The sequence below is a fragment of the Streptosporangium saharense genome (assembly GCF_014203715.1).
Classification (GTDB): Bacteria; Actinomycetota; Actinomycetes; order Streptosporangiales; family Streptosporangiaceae; genus Streptosporangium; species Streptosporangium saharense.
In genome coordinates, this window is sequence record NZ_JACHJP010000002.1 from 496,930 (window position 1) to 511,404 (window position 14,475).

Annotated in this window: 12 protein-coding genes; 2 read left to right on the forward strand and 10 right to left on the reverse strand. The window is 71.8% G+C overall.

The genetic code is table 11. The features are described 5' to 3' along the window. Position 1: 1 nt before the first annotated feature. The 10 genes from FHS44_RS11380 to FHS44_RS11425 form a co-directional block, all read right to left on the reverse strand. Entirely contained in the window at positions 2-670 is a 669-nt protein-coding gene (locus FHS44_RS11380; protein WP_184713931.1) for a response regulator, read from the reverse strand. Next, positions 667-3,207 (reverse strand): DUF4118 domain-containing protein, encoded by a 2,541-nt coding sequence (locus FHS44_RS11385; RefSeq protein ID WP_184713932.1) that lies wholly within the window; start codon positions 3,205-3,207, stop codon positions 667-669. Before FHS44_RS11385 ends, FHS44_RS11380 begins: the two co-directional genes overlap by 4 nt. Positions 3,208-3,232: 25 nt before the next feature. Then, a complete protein-coding gene (locus FHS44_RS11390; protein ID WP_184713933.1) occupies positions 3,233-4,090 on the reverse strand; it encodes a potassium-transporting ATPase subunit C in 858 nt (285 codons plus the stop codon). Next, positions 4,091-6,214, reverse strand: a complete 2,124-nt coding sequence (gene kdpB, locus FHS44_RS11395) for a potassium-transporting ATPase subunit KdpB (RefSeq protein ID WP_184713934.1) — start codon at positions 6,212-6,214, stop codon at positions 4,091-4,093. Between the two features lie 2 nt (positions 6,215-6,216). Beyond that, positions 6,217-7,878, reverse strand: coding sequence for a potassium-transporting ATPase subunit KdpA (kdpA, locus tag FHS44_RS11400; protein WP_184713935.1), 1,662 nt, complete (start codon positions 7,876-7,878; stop codon positions 6,217-6,219). Next, complete coding sequence (locus FHS44_RS11405) at positions 7,878-7,967, reverse strand: K(+)-transporting ATPase subunit F (protein ID WP_184713936.1); 90 nt, start codon at positions 7,965-7,967, stop codon at positions 7,878-7,880. Before FHS44_RS11405 ends, kdpA begins: the two co-directional genes overlap by 1 nt. Further along, complete coding sequence (locus FHS44_RS41695; RefSeq protein WP_281401368.1) at positions 7,964-8,095, reverse strand: hypothetical protein; 132 nt, start codon at positions 8,093-8,095, stop codon at positions 7,964-7,966. Before FHS44_RS41695 ends, FHS44_RS11405 begins: the two co-directional genes overlap by 4 nt. 84 nt (positions 8,096-8,179) lie before the next feature. After that, a complete protein-coding gene (locus FHS44_RS11415; RefSeq protein ID WP_184713937.1) occupies positions 8,180-8,869 on the reverse strand; it encodes a response regulator in 690 nt (229 codons plus the stop codon). After that, entirely contained in the window at positions 8,866-9,978 is a 1,113-nt protein-coding gene (locus FHS44_RS42300; RefSeq protein ID WP_184713938.1) for a sensor histidine kinase, read from the reverse strand. Before FHS44_RS42300 ends, FHS44_RS11415 begins: the two co-directional genes overlap by 4 nt. Before the next feature lie 10 nt (positions 9,979-9,988). Beyond that, positions 9,989-10,489, reverse strand: coding sequence for a hypothetical protein (locus tag FHS44_RS11425; RefSeq protein WP_184713939.1), 501 nt, complete (start codon positions 10,487-10,489; stop codon positions 9,989-9,991). A gap of 307 nt (positions 10,490-10,796) precedes the next feature. Here FHS44_RS11425 and FHS44_RS11430 point away from each other — a divergent pair, with 307 nt between their 5' ends. Both FHS44_RS11430 and FHS44_RS11435 read left to right on the forward strand, forming a co-directional pair. Further along, positions 10,797-12,581 (forward strand): ABC transporter ATP-binding protein, encoded by a 1,785-nt coding sequence (locus FHS44_RS11430; protein ID WP_184713940.1) that lies wholly within the window; start codon positions 10,797-10,799, stop codon positions 12,579-12,581. Then, on the forward strand, positions 12,578-14,428 hold the full coding sequence (locus FHS44_RS11435; protein WP_184713941.1) for an ABC transporter ATP-binding protein: 1,851 nt from the start codon (positions 12,578-12,580) through the stop codon (positions 14,426-14,428). The genes FHS44_RS11430 and FHS44_RS11435 overlap by 4 nt, the downstream gene beginning before the upstream one ends. The last annotated feature ends 47 nt before the right edge of the window (positions 14,429-14,475 follow it).

A 14,475-nucleotide genomic window follows, 5' to 3' on the forward strand; every position in this document is an offset into this window, starting at 1 on the left:
TTCACGGCTGGAAGCGGTAGCCCATGCCGGGCTCGGTGAGCAGGTGGACGGGGCGGGCCGGGTCCGGCTCCAGCTTCCTACGGATCTGAGCCATGTACTGGCGCAGGTAGTGGGTCTCCCTGATGTAGGCGGCCCCCCAGACCTCGGTCAGCAGCTGGCGCTGGCTGATGAGCTTGCCCGGGTTGCGCAGCAGGATCTCCAGCAGGTGCCACTCGGTCGGCGTCAGCCGTACGCCACCCGAGATCGTCTTGGCCGCGAGGTCGACCACGTGCGTGCCGAGCTGGACGTTGGCCAGCTCGGCCTCGTGGGCGGTTGTCCTTCTGGTGACCGCCCTGATGCGGGCCAGCAGTTCGTCGATGTTGAACGGCTTGGTGACGTAGTCGTCCGCCCCGGCGTCCAGGGCCTCGACCTTGTCCTGGTTGCCCGCCCGCCCGGACAGCACGATGATCGGCACCGTGGTCCAGCCGCGCAGCCCGTGGATGACGTCGATCCCGTCGATGTCCGGCAGCCCGAGGTCCAGGACGACGAGGTCGGGGTGCCAGTCTGCGGCCTCGCGCAGGGCCGCCCCGCCGCCGTCGGCGACCGCGACCTCGAAGTGCCTGGCCAGGAGGTTGATGCGCAGCGCGCGCAGAATCTGCGGCTCGTCGTCGACGACCAGGACGCGGGTCATGCCCGTTCCCCGGAGGCGATGGGCAGCGTCAGGATCATGGTGAGGCCTCCCCCTGGTGTCTCCTCCGGCGTGAGCGTGCCGCCCATCGCCTCGGCCAGCCCCCTGGAGAGCGCGAGTCCGAGACCGACGCCGGTGTGGTTGTCGCGGTCGCCGAGGCGCTGGAAGGGCATGAAGATCCGGTCGTGCGCCTGGCTCGGCACACCCGGTCCCCGGTCGATGACGCGGACCTCGACGCTGTCGCCGTAGGAGCTGGCGGTGACGAGGACCCTGCGGTCTGCGGGGGTGTAGCGGACGGCGTTGGACATCACGTTGACCAGGATCCGCTCGACGAGGGCCGGGTCGGCGACGACCTCCGGCAGGTCGGGCGGGATGTCGCCCTCGACGCGGTCGCTGAGCGGCCCGAGGTCGTCGATGGAGCGCGGGACGATCTCCCCGACCGCGACCGGTTCGAGGGCCAGGCCGAGCACCCCCGCCTGCAGGCGGCTCATGTCGAGCAGGTTGGCGACCAGCCGGTCGAGCTTGGCCAGCGACTCCTCCGCGGTGGCCAGCAGCTCCCGCCGGTCCGTCTCGCTCCAGTCGATCTCGGTGTTGAGCAGGCTGTCCACCGCGATCCTGGCCGAGGCGAGCGGGGTGCGCAGGTCGTGGCTGACGGCGGCGAGCAGCGCGGTGCGCATCCTGTCGGCCTCGGCCAGCGGCCCCGCCAGGTCCGCCTCGCGCCGTAGCCGTTCCTGGCGCAGGGCGACCGCGGCCTCTGCGGCGAAGGCTTCGAGGACCCTGCGGTCGGCCGCGTCGAGCAGCCTTCCCCGGGCGGCGAGCACCAGGTCGCGGTCGATCACCACGTCGGTGTCCGCGGCGCCGGGGGTGGCGCAGGGCGGGCCGCCCGAGGTGGCCGCGATCCGCCACGCCCCGGGCTCGGAGCGGTCGTCGGGGGCGGGTTCGCCGGTGCGTTCGAGCAGCGTGACGGAGGCGAGCCCGAAGGTCTCGCGCAGCCGCGCCAGCAGGGACGCCAGCGCCGCCTCCCCCCTGAGCACGTGTCCGGCCAGGGTGGAGAGCACCTCGGCGTCCGCGCTCGCCCTGGCCGCCTCCCTGGTCCGTCTCGCGGCCAGGTCGACGACCGCGCTCACCATGACGGCGACCAGCACGTAGGCGCTGAGCGCGAAGAGGTTCTCCGGGTCGGCGATGGTGAAGCGGTCGACGGGCGGGGTGAAGTAGTAGTTGAGCAGCATGAACCCGGCGACGGCCGCGGTGACCGCGGGCCACATGCCCCCGGCGAGGGCGACGCAGACCACCATGAGCAGGAACACCAGGATCGCGCTCGACAGCTTCAGGTCGTCCCTGAGCGGGGCGAGCAGCGCGGTGATCGCCGGGATGCCCAGCAGCGCCATGGCCCAGCCCGCGATTCTGCGCCGCCGGGTGAGCGCCGCCCTCGGCCGGTCGCGTCCCGCTCCCCTGCCCACCTCGCCGTGGGTGATCATGTGGACGTCGATGGAGCCGGACAGCGCGGTGGTCGTGACCCCGACCCCCCGGGAGAACAGCTGGGCGAAGCGTCCCCTGCGGGAGGCGCCGAGCACGAGCTGGGTGGCGTTGACCCCGCCCGCGAAGTCGAGCAGCGCGCGGGGGACGCTGTCGCCGACCACCTGGTGGTAGGTGCCGCCCAGGCTCTCGACGAGGGCGCGCTGACGGGCCAGGTGCGCCGGGTCGGTGCCGTCGAGCCCGTCGGAGCGGGTGACGTGGACGGCCAGCAGGTCTGCGCCCTTGGTCCTGGCCGCGATCCTGGCGGCCCGCCGTACCAGCGTGTCGCCCTCCGGGCCGCCGGTCAGCGCGACCACGACGCGCTCGCGCGCCTCCCAGGTCCCGGCGATGCCGTGTTCGGCGCGGTAGCGGTCGAGCTGGTCGTCCACCTTGCCCGCGACCCACAGCAGCGCCAGCTCCCGCAGCGCGGTGAGGTTGCCGACCCTGAAGTAGTTCGACAGCGCCGCGTCCACCTTCTCCGGCAGGTAGACGTTGCCGTGCGCCATCCTGCGGCGCAGCGCGTCCGGCGCCATGTCCACCAGTTGCACGGCGTCGGCCTGCCGTACCACCTCGTCGGGGACCGTCTCGCGCTGCGGGACGCCGGTGATCTCCTGGACGACGTCGTTGAGCGACTCCAGGTGCTGGACGTTGACTGTGGAGATGACGTCGATCCCGGCCTCCAGGATCTCCTCGACGTCCTGCCAGCGCTTGGCGTTGCGTGAGCCGGGCACGTTGGTGTGGGCCAGCTCGTCGATGAGCGCCAGTTTCGGCTTGCGGGCGATGACGGCGTCCACGTCGAGCTCTGTGAAGCTCGCCCCCCGGTGGACCAGGGTCCTGCGGGGGACGACCTCCAGGCCTTCGAGGAGCGCGGCGGTGCGGGGCCGGTCGTGGGTCTCGACGAGCCCGACGACCACGTCCGTGCCACGGGCCAGGCGCCGGTGCCCCTCGTCGAGCATCGCGTAGGTCTTGCCGACGCCGGGGGCGGCGCCCAGGTAGATCCGCAGTTGCCCGCGTGCCCCGCTCATCGCCCACTCACCTCCTCTCCTCCGATCATCCCCTGTCGAGGGCGAGGTTGAGTTCCAGGACGTCGACCACCGGTTCACCCATGAACCCCAGGGCGCGGCCCGTCGTGTGCTCCCCGATCAGCTCCCTGACCCGCGCCACGCCGAGGCCGCGTTCCCTGGCGACACGGGGGGCCTGCAGTTCGGCGTAGGCGACGGAGATGTGCGGGTCGAGGCCGGAGCCGCTCGCGGTGACGGCGTCGGCGGGCACGACCGCGACCGCCGTGCCACGGACCGGAACCGTACGCCCGGCGGACAGGTCCTCGCCCGGCCTGGCGCACTCGACGGCGACGCCCCGGTAGGTGGCCAGGAACGGCCTGGCGGGGCAGGCCTGGTTGGCGCTGACCACCCGCTCGGGGGTGCCGGTCACCGGAAAGACCTTCAGCACCGCGCCCACCCCGTCCACCGTGCAGTACGGCCTGCCGCCACCGACGCCCTCAAGCTGTCCCACGGCCTTCGAGCGGGCGCAGACCCGGGTCAGCAGGGACTGCCTGCCGGTGTCGGGACGGGCGCCGGAACGGGGCAGGACGTCCAGAACATCCTCCGGGCCCAGGTTGCTCGCGCCGCTGGCCAGCGGGTCGTAGCCGTCACCCGCCGCCGAGGGACGGCTCTGGAAGTACTTGCCGGCCGGGGCCCCGTCCCTGCCGGTGAAGCTCTGGCCGATCAGCTCGCTGCCGACCTCGTGGCCGTCCCTGAACAGGGGGGAGCCGTTGGCCTGGTGGTTGAGGAGGACCTGGGCGATGCCGGTGACGGCCAGGGGGTAGACGACCCCCAGCACCAGGGTCAGGACGAGCAGCGCGCGCAGCGCCGCGAGATGCCGGCGAACCCAGCCGGGCAGGCGTTCCATTTAAGACATCCCCGGAAGGAACTGAAGGAGCAGGTCGATGAGTTTGATGCCGAGGAACGGCGCGACGACGCCGCCCAGGCCGTAGACGTACAGGTTGCGGCTGAGCAGCCTGGAGGCGCTGGCAGGCCGGTAGCGCACCCCGCGCAGGGCCAGCGGGATGAGCGCGACGATGACGATCGCGTTGAACACCACCGCCGACAGGATCGCCGACTGCGGGCTGGCCAGCCGCATCACGTTGAGGGCGTCCAGGCCGGGATAGACGGCGGCGAACATCGCCGGGATGATCGCGAAGTACTTGGCGACGTCGTTGGCGATGGAGAAGGTCGTCAGCGCGCCCCGGGTGATGAGCAGTTGTTTGCCGATCTCCACGATCTCGATGAGCTTGGTGGGGTTGGAGTCGAGATCGACCATGTTCCCGGCCTCCTTGGCGGCCGAGGTGCCGGTGTTCATGGCCACCCCGACGTCGGCCTGGGCCAGGGCGGGGGCGTCGTTGGTGCCGTCGCCGGTCATCGCGACCAGCCGTCCGCCCTGCTGCTCCTTCCTGATCAGCGCGAGCTTGTCCTCGGGGGTGGCCTCGGCCAGGAAGTCGTCGACCCCGGCCTCGTCGGCGATGGCCCTGGCGGTCAGCGGGTTGTCCCCGGTGATCATGACGGTGCGGATGCCCATCCTGCGCATCTCGTCGAACCGTTCGCGCATGCCCTGCTTGACGACGTCCTTGAGGTGGATCACGCCGAGCACCCTGGCGGTGCCGTCGGTGACCTCGCCGACGACGAGCGGGGTGCCGCCCGTGGCGGAGACGGCGTCCACGATCGCGCCGACCTCGCCGGTCGGGTGGCCGCCGTGGTCGCGCACCCACTTCATCACCGCGGTCGCCGCGCCCTTGCGGACCTGGCGGCCGTCCACCCCGACCCCGGACATGCGGGTCTGGGCGGTGAAGGGCACCCACTCGGCGTGGGCCAGTTCCCCGGGGGCGCGTTCCCGCAGGCCGTGGGCCTGTTTGGCGAACACGACGATGGAGCGGCCCTCCGGGGTCTCGTCGGCGAGGCTGGAGAGCTGGGCCGCCTCCGCCAGTTCCTCCGGCGTGACGCCGGGCGCGGGGAGGAACTCGGCGGCCTGCCGGTTGCCGAGCGTGATGGTGCCGGTCTTGTCCAGCAGCAGCGTGGACACGTCCCCGGCGGCCTCGACCGCGCGGCCGCTCATGGCGAGCACGTTGCGCTGCACCAGCCGGTCCATGCCCGCGATGCCGATCGCCGACAGCAGCGCGCCGATGGTGGTCGGGATGAGGCAGACCAGCAGGGCGGCGAGCACGATCCCGCTGACGCCGTCGGCGGTCAGCGCGGGTGAGTCGGGGACGCCGGGGTTGACGGCCCTGGAGTAGATGGCCAGCGGCTGCATGGTGACGGTCGCGGTCAGGAAGATGATCGTCAGGGCGGCCAGCAGGATGTTGAGCGCGATCTCGTTGGGCGTCTTCTGCCGGTCGGCGCCCTCGACGAGGCCGATCATCCGGTCGATGAAGCTTTCTCCTGGCCGCTGGGTGATCTGGACGACGATCCGGTCGGACAGCACCTTCGTGCCGCCGGTGACGGCCGAGCGGTCACCGCCGGACTCGCGGATGACGGGCGCGGACTCGCCGGTTATGGCCGACTCGTCCACGCTGGCGATGCCCTCGACCACGTCGCCGTCGCCGGGGATCGTCTCCCCCGCCTCGACGAGCACGAGGTCGCCCTGCCGCAGTTCGGACGCGCCGACCCGGTCGTGGGAGACCTCCGTCGCGCCGGGCCGCCAGTCCTTGAGCCTGCGGGCGACGGTGTCGCGCTTGGCGGCGCGCAGCGTCGCGGCCTGGGCCTTGCCGCGTCCCTCGGCGACGGCCTCGGCGAGGTTGGCGAAGAGCACGGTCAGCCAGAGCCAGACCACGACGGCCCAGGCGAAGAAGGAGGGATCGACGAGCGCGAGGACGGTGGTGAAGACCGCGCCGACCTCGACGACGAACATGACCGGGTTGCGCCACAGCGTGACGGGGTTGAGCTTGGTGAACGCGCCGGGCAGGGAGGTGACCAGTTGCTTGGGGTCGAGCAGGCCGCCGCCGACCCGGCCGGTGGGAGCGTGGAGTGTTGGGGTGGACACCTCTACCGGATTCCTTCCGCGAGCGGGCCGAGTGCGAGGGCGGGCAGGAAGGTCAGCGCGACCAGGATGACCGTGACGCCGACGACCATGCCGACGAACTGCGGCCGGTGGGTCGGCAGCGTGCCCGCCGAGACCGGGACCGGGTCCTGCCGGGCCAGGGAGCCCGCCAGGGCGAGCACGAACACGATCGGCAGGAAGCGGCCGAAGGCCATGCACAGCCCGAGGGCGACGTCGTACCACGGGGTGCCCGCGGACAGGCCGCCGAAGGCGGAGCCGTTGTTGTTGGAAGCGCTGGTGAAGGCGTAGAGCACCTCGGACAGGCCGTGCGGGCCACCGTTGAGCATGCTCGCGCGCTGTTCCGGCGAGCCCATCGCCAGCGCCGTGCCCACCAGCACGAGGACCGGGGTGACCAGGAAGTACAGCGAGGCGAGTTTGATCTCGCGGGCGCCGATCCGCTTGCCGAGGTACTCGGGGGTGCGCCCGACCATCAGCCCGGCGACGAACACCGTGATCACCGCCAGCACCAGCATGCCGTACAGGCCGGAGCCGACGCCGCCCGGCGCGACCTCGCCCAGCATCATGTTGAACATCGTGACCATGCCGCCGAGCGCGGTGTAGGAGTCGTGGAAGGAGTTGACGGCGCCGGTCGAGGTCAGCGTGGTGGCCGCGGCGAAGGTCGCGGAGTTCGCGACGCCGAAGCGCGCCTCCTTGCCCTCCATGGCGGCGCCGGCCGCCTGCGGGACGGTGCCGCCGTGGGCCAGTTCGAGGCCGGTCAGCACCGCGACGCTGACGACGGCGATCGTCGCCATGATCGCGACGATCGCGTACCCCTGCCGCCTGTCGCCGACCATCCGGCCGAAGGTGCGCGGCAGCGCGAACGGGATCAGCAGGATCGCGAGGATCTCCACCCAGTTCGTCCAGCCGGTGGCGTTCTCGAACGGGTGGGCGGAGTTGGCGTTGTAGAAGCCGCCGCCGTTGGTGCCGAGTTCCTTGATGATCTCCTGGCTGGCCACCGGGCCCCCGGTGATCGCCTGGGTGCCACCGGTCAGGGTGGTCACCTCGTGCGGGGCGGCGAGGTTCTGCACGAGGCCGCCCGCGACCAGGACGAGTGCCCCGGCGAAGGCGATCGGCAGCAGGATGCGGATCGAGCCGCGCACCAGGTCGACCCAGAAGTTGCCCAGTTCCTCCTTCCCACGGTGGGCGAGGCCGCGCACCAGGGCGATCGCGACGGCCATGCCGACCGCGGCGGAGACGAAGTTCTGCACCGCGAGCCCGGCCATCTGCACCAGGTGTCCCATGGTGGACTCGCCGGAGTAGGCCTGCCAGTTGGTGTTGGTGACGAAGCTGACCGCGGTGTTCCAGGCGACGTGGCCGGGGACCGGGGGCATGCCCAGGCTCAGCAGCAGCCGGTCCTGCAGGCGTTGCATGCCGTACAGCAGGAGCACGGAGACGGCGGAGAAGGCGAGCACGGCGCGGGCGTAGGCGCTCCAGCGCTGCCCGGCCTCGGGGCGCACCCCGGCCAGGCGGTAGATCAGCCGTTCGACGGCGAGGTGCCGTTGGCCGGTGTAGACGCGGTACATGTGGTCACCGAGGGGGCGGTGGACCACCGCGAGGGTGACGATCAGGGAGGCGATGAACACGATCCCCGACAGGGCCGGTGACATCAGAAGCGCTCCGGGAACAGCAGGGCGGCGACCATGAGGGCCGCCAGCACGACGGCCACGGCCAGGCCGATGGCGTTGACGGCGCTCACAGCCGTTCCACCGCCTTGACGGCGAGCCCGAGGACCGCGAAGACCACGATCGTCAGGGCGACGAAGATGACGTCGGCCATCCTCAACTCCTTGTCGGCGTACGTTCCCGGCCGCCGAGCGGCGGCCATACGACAAGGAAATCGCGTGATTTATCGGTTTTTGCGCGCCTTGATGGGTTCCATACGCCTTCGCACTGTTTATTGACGCGTTCCCTACGCGTCGGGGGCCTCCGGCTCGGCCAGGCCGACGCGGTAGGCGTAGGTGACGGCGTGGACCCGGTCGCGCAGATGGGCCTTGGCGAACAGGTTGTTGATGTGCGTCTTGACGGTGGCCTCGCCGACGAACAGCACCGCGGCGATCTCGGCGTTCGACAGCCCCCTGGCGATGAGCCGCAGCACCTCCGCCTCGCGCGGGGTCAGCCCGTCGGGCAGCGGCCCCTGTCTCTGGACGTCAGGCCGGGTACGGCCAGGCGGCCGCCTGTCCTCGACGACGGCGCTGAGCAGGCGGAGCTGCACGCCGGGGTCGAGCTGGGCGTCGCCGTTGACGACCGCCGCGACGGCCCTGGCGATCTCCTCGGCGTCGGCGCTCTTGGTGAGGAAGCCGCGCGCCCCGGCGCGCAGCGCGGCGAAGACCGACTCGTCGTCCGAGTAGGTGGTCAGCACCACGACCTGGGTCGCGGGGAAGGCCGCGCGGATCTCACGGGTCGCCTCGACCCCGTCCATCCTCGGCATCCGCAGGTCCATCAGCACGACGTCGGGACGCAGCTCGGCGACCAGCCGCAGCGCCTCCCGCCCGTCGGGGGCCGAGCCGACCACCTCGATGTCCGGCAGCAGGCCGAGCAGCAGCACCAGCCCCTCGCGGACCACGGCCTGGTCGTCCACGACCAGCACCCTGGCGTTCACGCGGGCACTCGCAGCCGGACCAGGAAGATCTCGTCCCGCTCCCCCGACTCCAGCGTGCCGCCGAGAAGCTCGGCCCGTTCCCGCATGCCCACGATCCCGTATCCTCCCCCGGGCGTCCCCGGCCTGTCCGCGACGGGGTTGGTGACCTCAAGCTCGCAGAAGCCGCCGTGGAAGCCGAGCCGTACGGTCGCGGGAGAGCCGGGGGCGTGGCGGCGCACGTTGGTGACGGCCTCCTGCGCGGTGCGGATCACGGCCAGCTCGGTCTCCGGCGGCAGGCGCCGTTCCTGGCTCGGCAGCAGCAGGACGCACTCCTGCCCTGTGGCGGCGTGGAACTCCTCGGCCAGTCTCCGCAGCGCCTCCGGCAGCGGCGGCTGGTTCTCCCGCAGCGCGGAGACGGCCCTGCGGGCCTCGTCGAGACCGTTCCTGGCCAGGTCACCGGCGCGCTCGACGCGTTCGAGGGCCTCGGCGGCCCGGTCGGCGCGCAGCAGCATCCTGGCCCCTTCGAGGTGCACGACCTGCGCCGACAGGCTGTGGGCGAGGATGTCGTGGATCTCCCTGGCGATGCGGGCGCGCTCGGCGAGCACCGCCTCGCGCTCCTGGGCGCTCCTGGCGGCCCTGCGCTCCCTGATCGTGTAGGCGATCATGAAGACCATACAGACGCTGAAGGCCAGGCTGAGGTCCCGGTCCAGGGCACCGGCCACGGCTCCGGACACGAGCAGCCCGCCCAGCGCGAGCAGCCCGATCGGCAGCGAGTGGGCGAAGGGATACCTGACGGCGGCGGTCCCCACCCCGAAGAGCAGGACCGCGACGGCGGGTCCGTCGGCGGCCACCGCGTCCAGGCAGACCGTGAGCAGCACCGCGAGGCCGAGGGCCACGACCTTGACGGGCACCCCGAGGAGCGGCAGGCGCGGTGAGGGCGCGGCCGCCGAGGGCAGGATCGCCACGGCCAGGAGCCCGGCGACCGCGACGGCGAGGACCGTGACCACGAGCCCCTCCCCCGTCAGGCCGAACCCGGGCCCCGACCTCGCCTGCGCCAGCAGGAACAGCGCGATCACCCCGGTCCGCAGGACGACGGGGGCGAGCGCGCTCTCCCGGTGTTGCCTCGTCACGCCATGGACGTTACCGATCCCGCGCGACCTGCGGCGCGGCGGGCACCCATTCGGCTCCGGCAAACGTGCGTCCCCTCCGGGCGACCAGGACGGCCTGGGCCGCGACGGTCAGGCCCGCGAAGACGAGGGCGGCGGCCGGCCGGTAGGTGAGGCCGAGCGCGCCACCCGCGGCGAACAGGGCGAGGCGGGCGGCGAAGGAGACCAGCCAGGCCAGCAGGGTCCACCCGGTGCCCCTGGACCAGGCGACCCCGTCCGCGTCCCGCCACACCCGCACGGTCCAGGCGCGCAGGGCGCCGAAGGCGAGGGCCATGGCCACCTCGACGGCGACCACGGCGACCCCGAGGACGGAGAACCCCGTGTCGAACAGGCCCCCGCCGTACACGCCGGCCACCGTGAGGACGAGGCCGAAGACCAGGAGGCCGCGGCTCCGCGCGGGCCGGGTCCGCATCTGGCGGTAGACGACGAGGGCGAGGACGAGGAGGGAGAGGGCGGCGATCTGCAGCGGTTCCATGGCCTCGACGGTAGGGACGGCGGCCCCGGCCCGGATCGGAGCACGGGTGGAGACCGGAGATCTCCACCCGAGGGTGGAGACGCGGGTCGTGTGGCCCTGATGTCAGGAGAGGCCGACTTTCAGGACAGTTGTCGGCGTCTGAACCGTTGCGGACACTCTGATGGTCGCCGCACGCCAGACGGGGGGAGCCGATCCGGCGGGGCGTCCACCGGGGGTCCGTGACGCGGAAAACCGTTTGACGGGGGTTTTAGCCTTTACGGGCCCTTCAGGCGAAAGTCGAAGACAGTGAGGAGCGTGCCGCCTGCTGATGCCCCCTGATACCGGTACCACCCGTTCCCGCCGCCTAAGAACCGCCTCCCTGTGGCGGCTGCGGTCCTACCTTCGTCCCTACACGACCCGGCTGGTCCTCATCTGGCTGGCCGCCCTGACCGGGGTCGGGATCGGCATCGCCGTCCCGCTGATCGGCAGGGAGATCATCGACGGCCCCGTCGCCCACGGCGACTCCGGCGCGCTGCTTCCGCTGGCCCTGCTCGCGCTGGCCCTCGGCACGAGCGAGGCGCTGCTGGTCCTGCTGCGCCGGTGGTTGCTCGGCGAGGCCGTACTCGGCGTGGAGACCAGCATCCGCGACGACCTCTACGCCCACCTCCAGCGGCTGCCGATGGGCTTCCACGGCGCCTGGCAGTCCGGGCAGTTGCTGTCCCGCGCGACGACCGACCTGTCGGCGATCCGGCGCTTCCTCGGCTTCGGCATGCTCTTCCTGGTCCTGATCAGCGTCCAGATCGTGACGGTCACCGGCCTGCTGCTGAACATGTACTGGCCGCTCGGCCTGCTGGTCGCCGCCTCGGCGCTGCCGATCGCCCTCATCTCGCTGCGGTTCGAACGCCGCTACGTGGACGCCTCCCGCAGGGTCCAGGACCAGCAGGGCGACCTGGCCACCGTGATCGAGGAGTCCGCCGCGGGCATCCGCACGATCAAGGCGTTCGGGCGCGGGCCGTACGTCGGCGGCGTCTTCGGACGGGAGGCGCTGAAGGTCTACCGCACCGCGATGGAGAAGGTGGGGCTCTCCTCCCGTTTCTTCACCTTCCTTGAGGTGATCCCCAACGTCACCCTCGCCGTGGTGCTGCTGACCGGCGCGCTCGCGGTCGGCTCGGGAGCGCTGACCCTGGGCACGCTGGTGGCCTTCACCACGCTGATGCTGCAACTGGTGTGGCCCATCTCCGCGCTCGGTTTCATCCTGGTGATGGGCCAGGAGGCGATGACCGCGGCCGACCGGGTGCTGGAGGTCCTGGACACCGAGCCCGCCATCGTCGGCGGCACCGACGCGGTCGGACGGCCCCGGGGGCACCTGCGCTTCGAGGGGGTCGGCTTCACCTTCCCCGGTACGGACAGGCCGGTGCTGCGCGACGTCTGGCTCGACGTCCGCCCCGGGGAGACGGTCGCCGTCGTCGGCGCGACCGGCTCTGGCAAGACCACGCTGACCTCCCTGGTGCCGCGCCTGCACGACGTCACCGAGGGCCGGGTCACCCTCGACGGCCACGACGTGCGGGACCTGTCGCTGGCCGCGCTGCGCACCATGGTCGCCACGGCCTTCGAGGAGCCGACGCTGTTCTCGATGAGCGTCAGGGAGAACCTCACGCTGGGACGGCACGACGCCACCGAGGAGGAGATCGCCGCGGCGATCGGGATCGCCCAGGCCGGGTTCGTCCACGACCTGCCGTGGGGGCTGGAGACCAGGATCGGCGAGCAGGGGATGTCGCTGTCCGGCGGGCAGCGCCAGCGCCTGGCCCTGGCCCGTGCCGTCCTGGCCAGGCCGAAGGTCCTGGTCCTTGACGACACCCTGTCCGCCCTGGACGTCGAGACCGAGGCCCTGGTCGAGGAGGCGCTCAGGCGGGTGCTGCGGGACGCGACCGGCATCGTCGTCGCGCACCGCGCCTCGACGGTGCTGCTCGCCGACCGGGTCGCGCTGCTGCTCGACGGCACGATCGCCCATGTCGGCCCCCATCACGAGCTGCTGGCGAGGGTGCCCGAGTACCGGGCGCTGCTGTCGGCGGGCCTGGACGAGCCGCTGGACGAACAGGAGGCGCTGCTGTGAGCGGGACGACGGAGAAGAGTCCGGAGACGGACTGGCGGGGCGTCGCCGCGGAGAACCAGGACGAGTTGCCGGAGCGGATCTCGTTCCTGCTGCGCGCCCGGTCAAGGCGGCTGCTGGCCGAGCTGCTGCGGCCGTACCGGCGCGAGATCGCGGTGCTCGTCGCGGTCATCGTGCTGTGCAACGGCGCCTCGCTGGCCATCCCCTTCCTGGTCAAGGTGGGCATCGACTCGGGCATCCCGCCGATGGCCTCGGGGCAGGGTCCGGGCACGCTCGTCACGGTCGTCGCGGCGGTGCTGGTGGCCGCCGCGATCCAGGCGGCGACCCGCCAGGTGTTCCTCAGGCGCGCGGGCCGGATCGGCCAGGACGTCCTGCTCGAACTGCGGCGGCGGGTCTTCGCCCACTTCCAGCGCCTCTCGCTGTCCTTCCACGAGGACTACACCTCCGGCCGGGTCGTCTCCCGGCTCACCTCCGACATCGACGCCATCTACGAGATGCTCGAATCCGGCTTCGACGGGCTGGTCACCGCGGTGCTGACGCTGACCGGCACCGCCGTCCTGCTCCTCGTCCTGGACGTACGGCTCGGCCTGGTGGCGCTGCTTCCGCTGCCGGTGCTGCTGCTGTTCACCCGCTGGTTCCGGCGGCAGTCGAGCATCACCTACCGCAGGACGCGGGAGACGATCGCGCTGCTGATCGTGCACTTCGTGGAGTCGATGGCCGGGATCAGGGCGGTCCAGGCCTTCCGCAGGGAGTCGCGCAACCAGGAGATCTTCGCCGGGCTCAACGTCGACTACCGGGACGCCAACGTCAGGGGCATGCGCCTGATCGCGATCTTCTCGCCGGGCGTCAAGCTGATCGGGAACGTCACGATCGCCGCGATCCTGTTCTACGGCGGATGGCTGGCGCTCGGCGGGCAGGTCACGGTCGGTGTGCTGGCCGCCTTCCTGCTCTACCTGCGCCAGTTCTACGAACCAATGCAAGAAATATCACAATTCTATAACACTTTTCAGTCGGCGGGGGCGGCACTGGAGAAGCTCTCCGGCGTGCTTGAGGAGCGCCCCGCCGTCGCCGAGCCACGCGATCCCGTTCCTCTCGTACGGCCCCGCGGCCTGGTCAGGTTCGAGGCGGTCGAGTTCTCCTACCTGGACGGGACCCCCGTGCTGCCCAGGATGGACCTGACGATCCCCGCGGGGCAGAGCGTGGCGCTGGTCGGCACGACGGGGGCGGGCAAGACCACGCTGGCCAAGCTCGTGGCGCGGTTCTACGACCCGGTCGCCGGGCGCGTGCTGCTGGACGGGGTCGATCTGCGCGACCTGGACGACAGGTCACTGCGGGAGGCGGTGGTCCTGGTGACGCAGGAGAACTTCCTGTTCACCGGGTCGATCGCCGACAACATCAGGTTCGGCAGGCCGGAGGCGACCATGGACGAGGTCGTCGAGGCCGCCACGGCGGTCGGCGCCCACGGGTTCGTCGCCGCGCTCGCCGAGGGCTACGACACACAGGTGGGCAAGCACGGCGGACGGCTGTCGGCGGGTCAGCGCCAGCTCGTCGCCTTCGCGCGGGCCTTCCTCGCCGACCCCGCGGTGCTGATCCTCGACGAGGCGACCTCCAGCCTCGACGTGCCGGGCGAACGGCTGGTGCAGCGGGCGATGCGCACGGTCCTGGCCGACCGGACCGCGCTGATCATCGCGCACCGCCTCTCGACCGTCGAGATCGCCGACCGGGTCCTGGTGATGGAGGGCGGCCGGATCGTCGAGGACGGGCCACCCGAGCGACTCGTCAGGGACGCGGGCCGCTTCGCGGGTCTGCACCGGGCCTGGCTGGAGAGCGTCTCCGACCTTCCCCGCTGACCTGTCGAAGAAAAGGGGCGGTGGCCCGGACCTCGTGGGTCCGGGCC